At 61.5% G+C, this 15,810-nt stretch carries 14 protein-coding genes; 2 read left to right on the top strand and 12 right to left on the bottom strand.

Going from position 1 to position 15,810, the window contains the following annotated elements; translation table 11 throughout:
* Window positions 1–22 precede the first annotated feature (22 nt).
* Genes RN347_RS14970 through RN347_RS14955 form a run of 4 tightly spaced genes read right to left on the bottom strand, consistent with a single transcriptional unit; the run spans window position 23 to window position 6,596 of the window.
* Window positions 23–2,149 (bottom strand): hybrid sensor histidine kinase/response regulator, encoded by a 2,127-nt coding sequence (locus tag RN347_RS14970; protein ID WP_311958773.1) that lies wholly within the window; start codon window positions 2,147–2,149, stop codon window positions 23–25.
* Window positions 2,139–3,509: a CheR family methyltransferase gene (locus RN347_RS14965; protein WP_311958772.1), complete on the bottom strand. Its 1,371-nt coding sequence runs from the start codon at window positions 3,507–3,509 to the stop codon at window positions 2,139–2,141. Before RN347_RS14965 ends, RN347_RS14970 begins: the two co-directional genes overlap by 11 nt.
* Window positions 3,510–3,520: 11 nt before the next feature.
* The gene (gene cheB / locus RN347_RS14960) at window positions 3,521–4,564 is read right to left on the bottom strand and encodes a chemotaxis-specific protein-glutamate methyltransferase CheB (protein ID WP_311958771.1); all 1,044 of its coding nucleotides are present in this window, start codon (window positions 4,562–4,564) and stop codon (window positions 3,521–3,523) included.
* Window positions 4,565–4,583: 19 nt separating this feature from the next.
* Window positions 4,584–6,596 (bottom strand): methyl-accepting chemotaxis protein, encoded by a 2,013-nt coding sequence (locus RN347_RS14955; RefSeq protein ID WP_263586047.1) that lies wholly within the window; start codon window positions 6,594–6,596, stop codon window positions 4,584–4,586.
* A 374-nt stretch (window positions 6,597–6,970) separates the two neighbouring features.
* Here RN347_RS14955 and RN347_RS14950 point away from each other — a divergent pair, with 374 nt between their 5' ends.
* A complete protein-coding gene (locus tag RN347_RS14950) occupies window positions 6,971–7,900 on the top strand; it encodes a hypothetical protein (RefSeq protein WP_311958770.1) in 930 nt (309 codons plus the stop codon).
* Between the two features lie 16 nt (window positions 7,901–7,916).
* On the opposite strand, the gene RN347_RS14945 is transcribed toward RN347_RS14950, so the two are convergent.
* The 6 genes from RN347_RS14945 to RN347_RS14920 all read right to left on the bottom strand — a co-directional run bounded on the left by RN347_RS14945 (window position 7,917) and on the right by RN347_RS14920 (window position 12,135).
* Window positions 7,917–9,083: a glutathionylspermidine synthase family protein gene (locus tag RN347_RS14945; RefSeq protein ID WP_311958769.1), complete on the bottom strand. Its 1,167-nt coding sequence runs from the start codon at window positions 9,081–9,083 to the stop codon at window positions 7,917–7,919.
* Between the two features lie 5 nt (window positions 9,084–9,088).
* On the bottom strand, window positions 9,089–9,694 hold the full coding sequence (locus tag RN347_RS14940) for a DUF1190 domain-containing protein (protein WP_263586050.1): 606 nt from the start codon (window positions 9,692–9,694) through the stop codon (window positions 9,089–9,091).
* A 10-nt stretch (window positions 9,695–9,704) separates the two neighbouring features.
* Entirely contained in the window at window positions 9,705–10,115 is a 411-nt protein-coding gene (locus RN347_RS14935) for a DUF350 domain-containing protein (RefSeq protein WP_252106107.1), read from the bottom strand.
* Window positions 10,116–10,168: 53 nt separating this feature from the next.
* Entirely contained in the window at window positions 10,169–10,888 is a 720-nt protein-coding gene (locus RN347_RS14930) for a DUF2491 family protein (RefSeq protein WP_311958768.1), read from the bottom strand.
* A gap of 77 nt (window positions 10,889–10,965) precedes the next feature.
* Complete coding sequence (locus tag RN347_RS14925; protein WP_311958767.1) at window positions 10,966–11,658, bottom strand: PspA/IM30 family protein; 693 nt, start codon at window positions 11,656–11,658, stop codon at window positions 10,966–10,968.
* A 15-nt stretch (window positions 11,659–11,673) separates the two neighbouring features.
* On the bottom strand, window positions 11,674–12,135 hold the full coding sequence (locus RN347_RS14920; RefSeq protein ID WP_311958766.1) for a DUF2170 family protein: 462 nt from the start codon (window positions 12,133–12,135) through the stop codon (window positions 11,674–11,676).
* Between the two features lie 172 nt (window positions 12,136–12,307).
* Here RN347_RS14920 and RN347_RS14915 point away from each other — a divergent pair, with 172 nt between their 5' ends.
* A complete protein-coding gene (locus RN347_RS14915; RefSeq protein WP_263586054.1) occupies window positions 12,308–12,931 on the top strand; it encodes a cyclodeaminase/cyclohydrolase family protein in 624 nt (207 codons plus the stop codon).
* On the opposite strand, the gene RN347_RS14910 is transcribed toward RN347_RS14915, so the two are convergent.
* Together RN347_RS14910 and RN347_RS14905 are read right to left on the bottom strand one after the other, a co-directional pair.
* Window positions 12,926–14,446 (bottom strand): malonyl-CoA synthase, encoded by a 1,521-nt coding sequence (locus RN347_RS14910; RefSeq protein WP_311958765.1) that lies wholly within the window; start codon window positions 14,444–14,446, stop codon window positions 12,926–12,928. The genes RN347_RS14915 and RN347_RS14910 overlap by 6 nt on opposite strands.
* Window positions 14,443–15,801: a malonyl-CoA decarboxylase gene (locus RN347_RS14905; RefSeq protein ID WP_311958764.1), complete on the bottom strand. Its 1,359-nt coding sequence runs from the start codon at window positions 15,799–15,801 to the stop codon at window positions 14,443–14,445. The genes RN347_RS14910 and RN347_RS14905 overlap by 4 nt, the downstream gene beginning before the upstream one ends.
* Window positions 15,802–15,810 lie beyond the last annotated feature (9 nt).

The following is a 15,810-nucleotide window of genomic DNA, read 5'->3' as shown; positions in this document are numbered from 1 at the left end:
TCCTCTTTCTGGTCCTGGGGCGCTATCCCAGTAGGGCTTTGAGCGTATCCACGAGGTTGTTCTGGTCGAAGCTACCCTTCACGATATAGGCGTCGGCACCGGCGTCGATGCCTCGCTGGCGATCGCTCTCTTTCTCTCGCGAGGTGATGATGATGATCGGCACTTGCTGATAGCGCTCGTGTTCGCGCAGCCGAGCGGTGAGCGTAAAACCATCCATGATCGGCATTTCGACATCGGTCAGCACCGCGTCGAAGGAGTCGGCAAGCGCCTTGGTCAGGCCATCGCGACCGTTTTCGGCAAGCGATACCCGGTATCCCCAGGCCTCGAGCACATCTTTCTCGATTTCGCGTGTATTGAGCGAATCGTCCACGATCAGTATTCGATGCGCCCGGGCTTGCTTGAGTTCCAGTATCGAGGAGCGGCGGCCGCCTCGTTTAACCTGAGTTAATAATGCGGGAACGTGAAGCAGGCTTGCAAGGTCGTTGCGCCCGACGCTGACCATGCCGGCGACCAGCGGCAGATGGCGAAGATGGGGCGGTAAAGGCTTGATCACCATGTCACGCTCGTCAATCAACTCCTCGACGATTAGCGCAAGCTTCTGGCTGCCCTGATGAACGATCAGTAGCAACACCTGGGCATTTTCTGTCGGCGCTTCAAGGCCCAGCAGTGACGCGAGCGATACCACGGGAATGAATTCGTCGCGCAAAACCAGCGTGGGCTGGCCCGCCGTATCGATGAAGTCATCGGGCGTGACTTTCAAAAGCTCCTGAACATAGGGTGCTGTGAAGCCCAGCGTCTGTGAGCCCGCTCGAATCAGCAGCACCCGTAGCATGGCAAGCGACAGCGGCAGACGCAGCGCGAAGGTGGTGCCCTTACCCGGCTGGCTGTCGACCCGGATATCGCCGCTGAGCTCGTCCACCACGGTGCGCTTAACCACATCCATACCCACACCCCGGCCTGACATGTCGGTGATCAGTGGTTTGGTCGAGAATCCGGGCAGGAAAATCAGTTCGAGGGTTTCATGCTCGCTCAGCGTCGTGAGCTGCTCTTCATTGATCAACTGCCGGCCAAGCGCCTTCTGGCGAACGGCGTCGATATCGATACCCGCGCCGTCGTCGCTGAGTTCGATCACGACCCAGCCCCCGTCCTGCCACGCCTTGAGCGATACCCTACCTTTCGCGGCCTTGCCGACCTGACGCCGCAGATCGGGCGTTTCCAGCCCGTGATCCAGGGCGTTTCTCAGCAGGTGAATCAACGGCTCGGACAGCCGGTCGATCATCTGTCGATCGAGCTCGATCTCGCTTCCCTGCAACTCACAGGAAGCCTGCTTGTTCAGGGCATGAGCCAGATCTCTGGTCATCTGCGCGAGCGGGTCGAACACGACAGAAAGCGGCAGCATGCGCATCTGCAGTGCGCGGTCGTGAAGATCACTCATCAGTGCGTCCTGGGTGAGCACGCTATCCTTAAGATCGCGATGAAACGCGCGAAAGGCGCTCTGATACGTCGACGGCAACGCTTTGCCCAGCGCCTGGGCCCGATCCAGCAGGTCGTGCTGCTGATGATGACCCGAAAGCACCTCGCCCATCAGACGAATCAGATCATCGAGTCGCTCCAGCCGAACGCGAACGGTATCGCTGAGTTTGAGGCGTCGGGAAAGTGCTTCGTCGGTGGCCGCTTGAGCGACGTTCTTTTCAGCGGCAGAGGTTGGGCCAGGGACAGGCGCGGGTATCGGCGCCGGGTCTGATGCAGAAGCCGGCGCCGCGGTGGTGCCCTCCATGGCCTGGCAAAGCGCGGGGTCGGCGGTAGGCAGCGTGTCCGGCGCGTGGCCTTCGGCCAGGCGGTTGACTTGGGTGTCCAGTAGCTCCACGGCCTGGTTCAATAGTTCGAGCGTGTCCGGCGTTGGCTTGCGGGTACCGTCGCGCAGCGCGCTCAGAAGCTCTTCCGCGCTGTGCGCCAGCGACGTAATGGCGTCCAGGCGCAGCATCCGCGATGACCCCTTGAGCGTATGCATGGCGCGAAACAGGGCGTTGATCTCTTCGGCGTGACGTTCGCCACGGCCGAGGGCGTCGACCCCCTCTTTCAAGCGGGGCAGATGATCCTGCGCCTCCTCGACGAAGCGCGCGATGAAGCGGGAGAGATCAAAGGCCATCGTCGTCCTCCAGCCCAATGGCATGCGCTTCGAGATAGCGTTTGGCTAAAAAGAACGCGTCTCCGGGCGGGATCGGCGGTGCCATGACCTCAAGCCCGCCAGGCGATGTGGGGTTAGCGTCGAGCAAACGCAACGTGGCCTCATAGCCGCGACGCAGCGGGGCCGGCGAGCGTGGCAGCTCGCCCGTGCGAAACAGCTCCGCCTGATAGAAATGCGCGGGCCAGCATTCCGGCATCACGTAGATGGCGCGCTTGAAAAGCGCCTGAGCGTGGCCGGCATTTTTTTGCCAGCGAGCGATGAGCCCGGCCAGCACCAGCGCATCGATGCTCCAGGGCTGCTCTTTTAACAGGGTCGCCACGCAAGCTTCGGCGTCCTCGAACCGGCTGTGATCCAGCCACTCGCGCGCAAGCTCGATGCGTTGCTTGAAAGAGGCCGGCGGCGAGTGCGGCAGCTCCCCACTGGTCGCCTTCTCGATAGAGCGCCGTTGAAGCGGCTTCGGCGCTTGAGGCACCGGTCGAGACTCCGGCGCGAGGCGAGCGTCGGAAACTGGCGAGACCGGGCCGGCGGCGGCGTTTGCGTGGCGAAAATGAAACACGCCCTGGTGCTGGGTCAGCTTGAGAATGCCCAGATCGTTGCCCAGGGTTTCCGTGACGCCACAAAGCAGAACGCCGGTCGGCGCGAGGCGCTCGCTCAAGCGCTGTTGAATGACCCGGCGCTTTTCTTCATCGAAATAGATGGAAACGTTACGAAACAGGATGACATCGAAGGGCGCGTGTCGATCGCTCTGTGGCGTGGGGTCCAGCACGTTGAGCGTTTGAAAGCGCACCCAATCGCGAAGCGCGTCGTCGATCAGGTATTGGCGACCGTAGGGCTTGAAGTAGCGCGCCTTCAGGTGAGGGGGGAGCGTGCGAAAGGCCATGCCGCTATAAAGCCCTCGCTGCGCTCTGGCCAGCATCTGTTGATCCACGTCGCCACCGGTAATGCTAAAAAGTGACGTCGCCCGCGGGCCAAAGCGCTCCATCAGCGCCATCGCCAGGCTATAGGGTTCTTCCCCGGAGGAGCAGCCCGCGCTTAACAGGCGCAGGGGCGCCGAGGTTTCGTTCAAACGCAGGGGAAGGTAGTGGCTCACGAGCCAATCAAGCGCCTCAACCTCCCGGTAAAAATAGGTTTCGTTGATCGTCAGTTGGCCGATGAAATCATCGAACAGGCGCCTGTCGTTTTCGAGCAGGTCAATCAGTGCCACGGTATCGGTTTTGCCGGTGGTGGTGATCAGCGCGTTGATCGCCTTTAACAGGCGCGGCTCGGCCAGTCCGTCCAGTTGAAGGCCGTAATGCTCGTATACCAGCTGCTTGAGGGGCATATACGTATTCATCAAAACGATGATCTCGGCCAACGCGGGGGATGCAGGGTCTCGATCAAGTGCTCTGGCAGCTGCTCGAGGGCGACCACTCGTTGAATACTTCCCGCGCGCACGGCTTCCTGGTTCATGCCGTAGATCACTGAGCTCGCCTCGTCCTGAGCGATCGTCGTGCCACCGGCAAGGCGGATGGCGCTCATGCCCTGCACACCGTCTCGCCCCATGCCGGTCAGAATGATGCCCACGGCATCCGGGCCGTAAACCTTTGCCACGCTGCTCAGGAGAGTGTCGCAGCTGGGGTGATAAATCGACCCCGGCGGGCTCGGGAGGAGCTTGAACGTATGGTCCGCGGTAATCGCTAGATCGCTTTCCGAAGGTGACAGATAAATGCATCCGGGATTCAAGTGATCCCCGTCCCGGGCGACGCTGACCGGTAGCGTGCAGATAGTGGCCAACCACTGTGCCATACCTTCGATGAAACCGGGGCTGATATGCTGAGCGATGACGATCGGCGCAATGAAATCGGTCGGCAACCGGCTGAGCAGGCGCGCAAGTGCCTGGGGGCCACCCGTCGAGCAGGCGATGGCCACGATGCGTTGAAATGCACGCAGCGGTGCCGTTCTGCTGGGCAAGAGCGAGCATGGCGTTGTCGCGCGCTGGCGCATGCGGGTGATAACGGCGACTCCGGACAGAAGCCGTAGTCGCTCGATCAGCCGTTGGGCATCCTCGCCCTCAAAGGCAGGCTTGCCGATCACTTCCAGCGCGCCGAACTCAAGTGCCTGGCAGGCGGTTTGGGCCTCAAAGCGTTCGCTGACCACCAGAATCGGTAGCGCCTTGGTGTGCATGATCTCCTTGATCGCCGCCAAACCATCCATGACCGGCATCGAGAGATCCATGGTCATGATGTGAGGTGCCAGCCGGCGGGCGAGCGTGACTGCCTCCTGCCCATTGGAGCCCTCGCCCACGATCTCGATGTCGTTTTCGCGGGCAAGGATATGGCGCAACACGTCTCGCGCCACGGGGCTGTCGTCGACGATTACCACCCGGATTGCACTCATGGTTGGGTTCCTGGACGCGCTACGTGAGCTCCGTGGTGGACGAGTCGAGCCTGAACTCCTGCACGAGTTCGTTGAGCTCGGCGGACATGCGAATCATTTCCTGACTGATATCGGTGATATGGCGTACCGACTGGGCGTTGCGGGCGCTGGCCGTATCGATATCACGTAGCGCCGTCACGACCTGGCTGCTGGCGGTTTTTTGCTGTTGTGTCGAAAGCGATATCTGTTGAGCCGCATTGCTGGTCTGACTGGCGGCCTTGAGTACCGCATCAAGATCCTGTGCCGTGGTCTGACTGACGTCCACGCCCTGCTCAATCGACGCCGCGCCTTTTTCCGACGCTACGACCAAACGGCTGATGGCGTGCTGAATTTCCTCGGTATGGACTTCGATTTCCTGGGTGGAGTCGGTCACACTGTCGGCCAGTCGACGGATCTCGTTGGCCACTACCGAAAAGCGTCGCCCGGAGTCACCGGCGCTTGAGGCCTCGAGTGCGGCGTTGAAGGCGATCAGTTTGGTTTGCGCAGCCAATGTGTTGATGAGCTCCATCACCTTGCTGATCTGCTTTGATTTCGCGCCCAATGCGACGATTTCCGCCAGGCTCTGTTCGCTGTCACTACTAATCTCCTGCATTTTCGACTGCAGAAGCTCCATGGCCCTTGCGCCTTTACGGCTGCGCTCGAGGGTCTGGTTGGCGACATCCACCACCGACCCGGAATGATCGGCGATCTGCGTGGATGAGGTTGAAAGCTCCTCCATGGTGGAGGTGATTTCCGCCACCGACGAGGCCATTTGCTCGACCGCAGCGGCCATGGTCTGGTCGGCTTCGACGCCCATGTCACCGTGTTTTACGCCGGAAAGCCCGGCGGTCTGTGCTAACCGATCCGCGACGGAGTTAAGCGCCAGGGCATTGCTGGAAACGGCGGTCATGGCGCGGGCCAGGCGCTCCAGTAGTTCGTTGGTTTGATCGGCCAGGTCGCCCAGTTCGGCGCGGTCGTCGGTTTCGACGCGGCGGGTAAGGTCAAGGCTTAGCGTGATCTCCTTGAGTTGACGCTGAAAGCGCGTCAAGGGGCGCAATAGCCTTACGGTTAGCGGATAGAGCAATAAAAGCCCGATCAGCAAAATCAAAAGCCCCCAGCCGGTCGAGGCTAGAAAACGCAGTTGTGCGGCCTTGACGTATTCGTGCTTGTCCACCTCGATCATCAAATAGCGCCCAAGCTCCGGCACCCAGCGGGTGGCGGTGAGATAGGCAGTACCGTCGCGAAGGACCTCTTCGACCCTGGTGCCGCTACCTGGCGCAGTGGGCAGCGAAACGGTGGTGCTGGCGTCTGAGGTGCCCTCTGCACTATTGACGGTAATTTCGCCCGTGTCGTCCAGTAGCGCCGCGTGGCCCGTCTCGCCCAGCGTAAAGTCTTCGATCAGTCGGGCCATTTGATCGAGATTCAGCGCCGCCCCGGCAACGACCAGCGGGCGTCCGTTGGGCGCCAGCGCGTCACTGCGAAAATTGAGGAAGACGAAACTGTCGCCCGGGGTGAAGGTGTCGCTGTCCAGGTTGAGGTTGTAGGGCGCTTCGCTATCGGTGAACTCGTAATACCAGCGGTCGTCGCTGGCGGGGCCTTCGAGCGAGCGTTGCAGAAGCTCGCCATCACGGTACTGAAAGTAATAGGCGCCGACCGGTGACTGTACGGCAAAAAAGAGCAGATCCGCCTGAAGTTGATCGACCGTGCGTGACAGGTAGCCGGCAACCGCGTCCTGTTCGGTCGCCGGCAATCCATCGCGTACCCACTGCTCCAATACGTAGCTATCGGCCACACTCTCGGAAACCGCGAGAGAAGGGCTCAAGCGGAGCACCAAGCGTGTAGCCAGCGCCTCGACCTGTTGAGGTAACTCCTCGTCGATGAGCTGCTCGAAACGCGCCTGCGTCTGTGTACGAGCTTGCAAGTACAGCGCCAGAAGCAGTGTCAGCGTCATCACGGTGGCAAAGGAGAGAAACTGTCTCAAACTCAGGGGCAGGGATTTCCAGCGTGCCTTCATCCGGGCGGGGCTCCAAAAGGGTCGAGCGGCAAGCGATGACCAAAGAGGTGGTAATAAGTGATTAGTTCCATAGTACCGCTAAATGCATTGAGCGCTATAGCCACTGAGCGCGCTTTGAACGGCCAATTTTGTGAATTAATGTGAAACATCGAAAAAAGCGTAAGCTCATAACTCGATTCAATAGTTGTACAATGACGGCCTTCACTGGATGGGCAGGCTCAGGAGTCAGTTGGGCTTTTGAAGCAAAATATCGCTTATAAACGGTGTCAGGAAGGCTTTTTGCTGGCGTGGGTAGCGCATAATTATTTTGACAAAAGTGATACAATCGAATAATTTATGACGGTCAAAATGACATCTTTGCAGAGGAAGCAATCATGTTGTCACTCTCACACCGGACGACCCTGAGCGTTCTTCGCTCGGTTGCGGCCCAGCACCACAAGGCGAAGCATACGGACATGCTGCCCTGTGTCGGCACGCCGGAACGCGCCGGACTGGCTCACGCGATTGACCACCTGTTCGGTACCCAAAAGCTGACGCTGGCGGACACGGCCATCACGCTCGACGAGTGGGCCGGTGCCATTGCCGAACACGCGGACATCGAGTATTTAAACCTGTTCGACACCACGCCTAACGCGTTTTGTAACCGCCTGCAGCGTTCGTATCGGCACGTCGGCGCGGCGCTGGCCCAGGAGGCCCAGTCGCTCAAAGCGTTTTTGGAGCTTTCCACCTCCAGCGAGCGCACGCTGATTAGCTGGCTCTCATTGCAGACCGTATCCGGCTTCATGCTCGGCGCGCTGCTACCCCAGGCGGGCGGCTGGCAAACGCGCTCACTTTTCGAAAGCGCTGGCGCGCTTTGGGAGCTCAATGCCGGTGACGTCGTGGCCACCGATAGCCAGCGCTGGTGCCAACTCGCCCAACGTTTGCCGTCACTGCCCGCTGGCATCACCGCGATCGCCACCTCACCGCTGGATGCCGCCACCTGGCAGGCATTAAAGGAGAAGGGCGTGGCGCATATCGTCGAGCTTTACAGCGAGCCTGCGCTGGGCGTGATCGCCGCACGGCGCTCTCAGGCAGAGGCATTCGAGCTTCTGTCGCACTGGCACCCGACCGAAAGCAACGACTATCTTCTGTGCCTGGCCAAAGGCAGCGTGGCGCGAGAAGTCAGGCTTGGACAACCCATCGCCTGGACCGGTGCTCGCAACTTCAAGCCGGTCGAGTCCGAACCGCTCACCCCTCAGGCGCTTCCCCTTTGGGCAAGCCGGTCGGCGAGTCAAAGGTCGCTTCAGGATGCGACAGCCGCGTAAGCCGTTATTATCGGAGTTAAATGATCGCGTGGGGCACGAAGCAGGACGAATCCTTGGTAATGCGCCCCACATCTTCGCGAATGCCCATGCCGCAGGCGCGATCACCGACTACCCAACTGCCCACCAGCGCATGATATTGGCCGAAACGCGGCATCGGGTGGTAGGCCTGGCGAATCCAGGGGCTATCCACGTAGGGCCCGGCCACGTCCTCGAACGCTCCATCGTTGGTTTTGAGCTGAACGTTACTTCCCTCGCGAGAGAAAAACGGCTTGCGCACCCAGCCAGGTGCTAGTGGCTTCTCGTCCGGTTTTTCGAAGTAGGCGGGCAGCAGGTTGGGGTGATCCGGATACTCTTCCCATAAAAGTGGCAGAATCCCCTTGTTGGAGAGCACCGCCTTCCAGGGCGGCTCGAACCAGTGGGTGGCAAGCTCGGGAATCATTCTGCCGAATTCCTCCTGGGCCAGCTCCTCCCAGGGGTAGAGCTTGAACAGTGCCTTGATCGGCGCGTTGTCCAGATCCACGAAGTAGTCGCAGCCGGGCTGAACGCCGATATCCTCGGTATGGATGAACGGCGCCTTGAGTCCGGCCTGTACGGCGATATCCTGCAGGTAGTGGACCGTAGCACGCTCCTCGACGTTATCCTTGATGCAGGAGAAGTGCAGCGTGTTATCACTCAGACGCTGGCCGATATGCGCCAGCGCCCCTAAAAGCTTCTCCTGAATCGAGTTGAACTGATCCGCGTGGCGCGGGATCAGCCCCTGCTCGATCGCCTGCTCGAGCCACACCCACTGAAAGATGCCCGCCTCATAGAGCGAGGTGGGCGTGTCGTAGTTGAGCTCCAGCAGTTTGGCCGGCCCATCGCCTGCGTAAGCGAAATCCATGCGTCCATAAAGATGGGGCTGGCCCGCGCGCCAGGAATCGAAAATGGCGTCCCACATGAATTCCGGAATGCTCAAACGCTGCATCAGGGCGTTGGAGTGACACACCTTGTCCACCAGCGCCATGCACATCTCGTGAAGCTCCTCGGTCGGGGCTTCGATGTCGCGCTCTACCTGTTCCAGGGTGAACTGGTAGTAGGCGCTCTCTTTCCAGTAGGGTTCGCCGTCGATGGTATGAAAATGAAACCCCAGCTCCTGGGCCAGGGTTTTCCACTGCGCGCGCTCCTTGATCTCGACTCTGAGCATGAAGATCAGGAACCCCAGCCGCCGCGGGCGGAGGAGCGTGAGCCGAAGCCGCTGCGCTGGGTTGCCTGGCGGCTCTGCATCGCCGAGGTGCGCATGGTTTGTTGACGCTGGTTGACGCGCTGGCTGGCCTGGTTGGTGGCCGCGTTCCAGTTGCCCTGGTTTTGCCGGTTGCGGTAGACCGGCTCCTGATAAAGCCCCTGGCTGGTGGCGCCACGGCTGGTGCGCGACATCATGTTGCCCACCATGTAGCCCATCAGTGCCGGCATGAACCAGCCGCCGCCACCGCCGCCGGTCGCGGCCTGGGCCTGCTCCTCGGTCGGCGCCACGCAGGCGCCTTCGCCGTGTTCGGCTTCGCAGGCTTCGAGCGAGTCAAAGCGCGGCACTTCCTTGATCGAGGCTTCATAAGACTCCTCGCAGGCGCTTTGGGTATAGACGTTCGCCTCGACGCACTCCTCGACACTCTGATAGCTGCGCGGGCTGTCGAAGCGGACGTCGGTCACTTCCTCGGGCTGGCCGCAGCCGGTCAGCGTGAAGGCGCCGGCGCCCATCAGTGCCAAAGAGAGCCGCGCGCTGCGCTTGCGCGAGGGCAGATGATTGTCGTGCTGGTTCATGAAGGACTCCTTACCACGTCATCGAGGCGGCGTTGAGTAAACCGACCGCAATGCAGATACTGCCGACCAGAATCCCGTAGGCCATATGGCCTTCGTTAATATGGGTCGAAAGGCTTTCGCCCTGATTCTGAAGAACGACTTTCAAGCCGAAGAACGTCGCCAGCTGTACGCCGAAGGCGATCACCCCCCACAGCAAAAAGTCGATGAAGTTGATCGAGTTCGCCATGGCGCTATAAAGCGGCAGGGTAAAGCCGATGATCGAACCCGCGTAGGCGGTCGCGGCCGCGGCGTTGCCCTGGCGAATCAGCGCCCACTCCTTGTGCGGCGTGATGCGGCTGTAGCAGTACATGAACGCGCCCAAAAGAATCAGTGCGCCGATCAGATAGCCGAGAAAGTGGGGCAGGCCTTGCAGATAGTTCATGGTCGAGTCTTCCGTGTTGACGAATGAGGTCTGACAGCATAAGACGCCGAGGATCAAATAGCATCAATGTCGATCGAGGCGACGTCAACGCCCAGATTCTCCACCAGCATGAAGCCACCTTCGCCATCGTCCTCGGCGCTCAACAGCACGTACTCCATGCGCTCGGCACCTTTGATGGCGCGCTCGTACAGCATGGCGTGATGCACCACCTGCCGGGTCATGACGCTCTCCTGCGTCATGACCTGCTCCTCGAACTGCACCGGCGGCGACCACTCGCTTTCCGGTTCGCCCCACACCCGGTCGAAGACGCGCTCGCCTTCGTCGGCGGTCGAGGCCACGGTGAGGCGCTTGACGCCGAGCGTGCTCGTTTGTGCCTCGGCAGGGTTCAAGAGCGCGTCGAACTCATCGTTTGAGAGATGGCTCACCCGGTAGAAGTCGAACACCTTGTACTCGATGACCTGCTTGCCCTCGACGTTGGCCTGAAGCCAGGTATCGTTTTCCAGATAAAAGCGCACCAGGTGCGCGCCCTGGCCCAGCTCCACGTGGCCCACCGCGGCGATGTGATAGTCACGCTCGCTTTCCCACTGAAACAGCGTATCCGGGTAGGCGGCGAGCTCGCTGAGCTTTAGTCGCACACGCCCATCCAGGCGCAGCCCGGCGAAGTCGCTCGACGACATGCCGATGGGAAGGCCAGCGGTGAAATCCGACGAGGCGTCCGGCGCATCAAAGCGCTCGCTTTGCCCGCCAAGCAGCGCTTTCAGGGTTTTCAGCATTCGGCTCTCCTGGGTAATCGGCCGGCGATCGGCGGCAACCTGCCGCCATCGCCCTGGGCGTTATGACTTGAAAAAGCTCACTCGGTGGGCGCCTTTTTGGCCCGGATGCGGGCCAATACGTCGTCCGCGCGGCGCTCGTTGGCACCGATGCCTGCCGCTTTCAGGCGGCTTTCGAGTTCGCTTCCGCTCTCTTCGGCGCTGAGCTGCTCGGCAGCCTTCATCTGCGCGCTGTCCAGCGCCTGGCGCTCGCGGATACGCTCGAGCGACTCCATCGCACTGCCCATGGCGCTGTTTTGCCCGGAGTGGCGAGCGGCCACGGCGGACTGGGCGCGCTGGGCGGACTCCGTTGCCTTGACCACGCTGACCTGCTGCTTGAGCTGGCGCAGCTGGTTTTCGGTGTTGCGAATGGTGTTGCGAAGGCTCTCGATGCTGGTATCGAACTCGCCCACGATCTGCTGCTCGGCCTCGAGCGCCTCGGTCAGGGCAACGATGCGCTCGGCAACCTCAACGGCGAGCTGCTCCTCGCCGCGATCCAGCGCCGCCTCGGCGCTGTGCTCGAGCTCATCGATCTTTTTCTCGAGGGTGATGGCCTTGTCGCTGTTGATCTGTCGCTGCCCCATCAGGCGGGCAAGCTCGGTTTTCGACGTTTTCAGATGCTGCTCGGCGTCGCGAATCTCCTGGTCGAGGATACGCAGTGCCTGGGAGTCGACGACGGCCTGGCCGGTTTCATTGGCCTTGCCGCGCAGCGCGGTCATGATCTTGTTGAGCATAAAAATTCCTCGGGATTAACGCGGCGAATGGGAAAAATCGGACTGAATGAGGCGCGCCACTTCCATCGCCGCGCTCGCCGTGGCGTGAAGCTCGGCGCAGATGGAGGCGAGTCGCGAATCGGCGAAAAGCTGGCCGTAAGCCACGTAGTAGTCGCGCCCGTCCAAAGTGACGATCCCAACGGAGGCCAGCGGCAGCATCACGCCCTGGCGCAAAAGCTCCTCGTTTAGCGCGGTCTGGTCTGAAACGCTATCGACCGGCGTGATGGTGGTCATCGCCACCCATTCGTCGTCGCTTTTGGACAGCGTGAGCGTCAGGTTGCCGTAGTCGTGTAGCGCAAAAATGAGGGTGTCGTTGTCCTCGTCGAGCTCCATATCGGCTCTGGGCCACTCGAGGGAGCCATCGTGGGCGGCGCTGGCCACGATGCGCTCGTGAAGTTCGGCCGCGGAGGCGGCGGGCGTGTCGGTAAGCGTCGTCAAAAGTGATACTCCCTGATAAAAGCGTCCATGAATAAAAGCGAAGATCGAAAGACAAGGATAGACCCTGACACTCCGATACGGCGCGGGACAAATGATTTAACCTGAAACGTGTCTTTCTAGGACCCGGCACGCCCGCGCGAGTTCTCGCATCCACCCCTTTCGAGGAACGCTCATGACTCATGATACAGCGCACGACAGTATTTGGCAGATGCCGCTCGATGACTTTCGCGACGCTCTGGCCCTAAAGCCCATGCCGGGCTGCGGTGCCGCGGCCGCCGTCAGCGCAAGCCTGGGCCTGGCGCTGATACTCAAGGGGCTACACCTTGGCCAGCAGCACGCGCAAAGCGATGACCGTCAGGCGTTGATCGACGAGGGAGAGGCGTTAAAACAGGCGCTGTCGCCGCTGGCCGACGAGGACGTGGCCGCGTTCGAGGCGATGATGGACGCGCTTAAGCGCCCCAAACGCTCCTTTGATGAAAAAGCCGCCCGGCGCGAGGCCATCCAGGCGGCGGCGAGCCGCGCCGTTCAGGTGCCGCTGGACACCGCCCGGCGCTGCCTGGAGGCGCTCACGCTTGGCCACCAGGCGCTTTCGCACATCGAGGCACAGTTTGAAAGCGATGCCACCGCCGGCGCCTATCTGCTTCACGCCGCGGTTCAAAGCGTGCTGCTCAACGTCGACGCCAACCTGGAGGCACTTGGCGACGAGCAGACCAAACAAAACGCACGCGCGGCACAGAACGAGATTCGTGAGCAATCCCGGGCGCTGATCCAGGGGTTCGAGGCGCCCGCATCATGACCGGTAGGTGGCCTCGAAGCGCTGGCGCAGCTGGTTTTTCTGCACCTTACCCATGGTGTTGCGCGGGAGCTCGTCGACGAAGAACACCCGCTTGGGCTGCTTGTATTTGGCCAGCCGCCCTTGGAGGTGCTCGAGAATCGTTTGCTCGCTGGCCTCGGCGCCGGGCTTGAGCACGACCACGGCGGTCACGCCCTCGCCGAAATCCGGATGTGGCAGGCCGATCACGGCGGATTCGTCGACCGGGTCGAGCTCGTCGATCAGCTGCTCGACCTCCTTGGGGTAGACGTTGTAGCCGCCAGAGATCACCAGGTCCTTGTCGCGCCCGACGATATGCACGTAGCCCTGGGTATCGCGCAGGGCCAGGTCGCCGGTGATGAAAAAGCCGTCGTCCAGCAGCTCCTCGCGGGTCTTTTCCGGCATGCGCCAGTAGCCGATGAATACGTTGGGCCCGCGTACCTGGAGAATGCCGATATCGCCGTCCTCGACCTCCCGGCCGGTCTCGCGGTCGATGATACGAATCTCGACCCCGTCCAGCGGCATACCGACCGTGCCGGCGCGCCGCTCGCCCTCATAGGGGTTGGAGAGGTTCATGTTGGTTTCGGTCATGCCGTAGCGCTCGAGAATGGCTTGGCCGGTTTTCTCCTCGAAGGCCTGGTGGGTTTCCGCCGTGAGCGGCGCCGAGCCCGAAACGAACAGGCGCATGTTGGCCGTTGCCTTTGGCGTCAGGCGCGCATCCTGAACCAGCCGGGTGTAGAAAGTGGGAACACCCATCATCACGCTACCCCGCGGCAGCTCCTCGAAAATCACGTCGGCGTCGAATTTGGGCAGAAAGAGCATGCACGCGCCGGCCATCAGCACCACGTTGCAGGCGACGAACAGGCCGTGGGTATGAAAGATGGGCAGCGCATGGATGAGCCGGTCCTCGGCGCTGAAGTGCCACGCCCGGGCCAGCGTTTTGGCGTTGGAGGCCAGGTTTTGATGGGTCAGCATGGCGCCCTTGGAGCGCCCGGTGGTGCCAGAGGTATAGAGAATGGCGGCCAGATCCTGGGATGAGAGCTTGGCGATCTCCTCCTGCGGCGGCGCCTGCGCGGCTTTTTCCCACAGCGTGCCGTCGGCACTTTGCCCCAGCGTCTCCACCGCGGGGCAGCCGGTTTTCTCGGCGATCTCGCGCGCCTCTACCAATGATGACGGGGCACAGACGAAGAGCGCAGGCTCGGCGTCGCTCAGTAAATAGTCGATTTCATCGCCGGTGTAGCCGGTATTGAGCGGCAGGTAGACGCCGCCGATGCGCAGGCAGGCAAGATAGAGCAGAATCGCTTCCGGGCTTTTCTCGACCTGTACGGCCACGCGGTCGCCTTTCTTGACGCCCAGGGCGACGAGCGCACCGGCCAGGCGCGCGCTTTTATCATGGGCGTCACGGTAGGTGTAGCGCCGGCCTTCGCGGGTGGTGATGAAGTCGGCCGTCGCGCGCGCGTTCATCGTTGCGGCAAAGGTGTCGAACAGGTTGTGATTCATTTGGACGTCTCTCCCTTGGCCAGCGTTTTTCTCGCCCGACGGGCCAGGTCGCGGACCTCGCTTGTGCAGGCCACGGCCTTTTTGGCGGTGTAGTTTTCGTGATTGCGTTCGATGTCGTCCAGCACGTAGAGGTAGTTGACCATGAGCCCCGTCGCCTGCTGGACGCCCTTGGTCGAGGTGTCGCCCAACCAGTTGATGCGATGAAGCTCGGCGCCGTTGCCCAGGTGAAAGCGCGCCACCGGATTGAGCGGCAGCCCCCCTGGATGTTTGACATCGACCAGATAGTGGGCCGCCAGCGGCTTGATCACCTCTTTCAAGCGCTCCTCGCGCTCGCTGTCCGCCGGCCAGCCCGGGGTGTCGAGCGCCTTGAGCGCCGTCTGAACCTCTTCCGACCAGTGGGCGCTTTGGCGCTGTTCTGAAAGCCACTGGGCAAAGCCCGGCACCGGTGAAAGGGTGACGAAGTACCTGAGCTGGGGAAGCTCCTGTTTGAGCTCCTGCACGACCTGCTTGATCAGGAAATTGCCAAACGAGATGCCGCGCAGACCGGTCTGGCAGTTGCTGATGCCGAAAAAGGCCGCAGTATCGGCGTTATCCGGCTCCTTGAGGCCGCTCTCCTCGCCCTTGAGAATCGGCTGTATGCGGTTGGGCAGGCCCTTGTGCAGCGCCACCTCGACGAAGATCAGCGGCTCGTCGCCGATCGCCGGGTGAAAGAAGGCGAAGCAGCGACGGTCGCGCGCGTCCAGTCGCCGGCGCAGATCGTTCCAGTCCTGAATCTCGTGCACCGCTTCGTAGCGGATGATCTTTTCGAGAATCGAGGCTGGCGTGTTCCAGTCGATGCGCTTGAGCATCAAAAAACCGCGGTTGAACCAGGAGCCGAACAGGTGGGCGAAGTCTTCGTCGATAGGCGCAAGCGCTGGCTGCTCGCGCAAAAGCCCGAGCAGGTCCTCGCGCATCTTGACCAGGTCGAACGTGCCGTCGCTTGCCAGGTTCAAACGCCGGAAAAGCTCCTGACGCCGGGGCTCGCAGGCCTCGAACAGCGCCTGAAGCGTGAGGTTGTCCCGCGCTTTCGAGTACGCCGCGTAGGCGGTGTCGATCTGCGCCGGGTCGGCGGCGAAATCCGCTGCCAGACGCTCGAAGAAGGTGGTTTTCTCGCCGGACGAGAGGCGCTGGTAGAGCGCCAGCGCTCTACTGGCCAGCGCAATACTCGACGCCTCGCCGTCGCTTGCCATCAAGGCGTTGCACGCCTTGATCAGCTGGCGATGATCCGGCGTCACCGCCTCCGGCTGCTTGCGCCGCAACAGCGCATCACGCTGGGTGATGTTGTTGAAAAGCTCCTGTAGAAACGTCATGTTCACGATGCGCCT

This window comes from Halomonas sp. PAMB 3264 (assembly GCF_031954245.1).
Taxonomy (GTDB): Bacteria; Pseudomonadota; Gammaproteobacteria; order Pseudomonadales; family Halomonadaceae; genus Vreelandella.
Note: the sequence above shows the minus strand (reverse complement) of the source record. Positions and strands in the feature narration are given on the sequence as shown.

Excerpts from the sequence above, each read along its gene's own strand:
- RN347_RS14955 (WP_263586047.1), bottom strand. The coding sequence starts at position 6,596 with ATGAAGGCACGCTGGAAATCCCTGCCCCTGAGTTTGAGACAGTTTCTC.
- RN347_RS14935 (WP_252106107.1), bottom strand. The coding sequence starts at position 10,115 with ATGAACTATCTGCAAGGCCTGCCCCACTTTCTCGGCTATCTGATCGGC.
- RN347_RS14950 (WP_311958770.1), top strand. The coding sequence starts at position 6,971 with ATGTTGTCACTCTCACACCGGACGACCCTGAGCGTTCTTCGCTCGGTT.
- cheB (WP_311958771.1), bottom strand. The coding sequence starts at position 4,564 with ATGAGTGCAATCCGGGTGGTAATCGTCGACGACAGCCCCGTGGCGCGA.
- RN347_RS14965 (WP_311958772.1), bottom strand. The coding sequence starts at position 3,509 with ATGCCCCTCAAGCAGCTGGTATACGAGCATTACGGCCTTCAACTGGAC.
- RN347_RS14945 (WP_311958769.1), bottom strand. The coding sequence starts at position 9,083 with ATGCTCAGAGTCGAGATCAAGGAGCGCGCGCAGTGGAAAACCCTGGCC.
- RN347_RS14910 (WP_311958765.1), bottom strand. The coding sequence starts at position 14,446 with ATGAATCACAACCTGTTCGACACCTTTGCCGCAACGATGAACGCGCGC.
- RN347_RS14940 (WP_263586050.1), bottom strand. The coding sequence starts at position 9,694 with ATGAACCAGCACGACAATCATCTGCCCTCGCGCAAGCGCAGCGCGCGG.
- RN347_RS14925 (WP_311958767.1), bottom strand. The coding sequence starts at position 11,658 with ATGCTCAACAAGATCATGACCGCGCTGCGCGGCAAGGCCAATGAAACC.
- RN347_RS14970 (WP_311958773.1), bottom strand. The coding sequence starts at position 2,149 with ATGGCCTTTGATCTCTCCCGCTTCATCGCGCGCTTCGTCGAGGAGGCG.
- RN347_RS14930 (WP_311958768.1), bottom strand. The coding sequence starts at position 10,888 with ATGCTGAAAACCCTGAAAGCGCTGCTTGGCGGGCAAAGCGAGCGCTTT.
- RN347_RS14915 (WP_263586054.1), top strand. The coding sequence starts at position 12,308 with ATGACTCATGATACAGCGCACGACAGTATTTGGCAGATGCCGCTCGAT.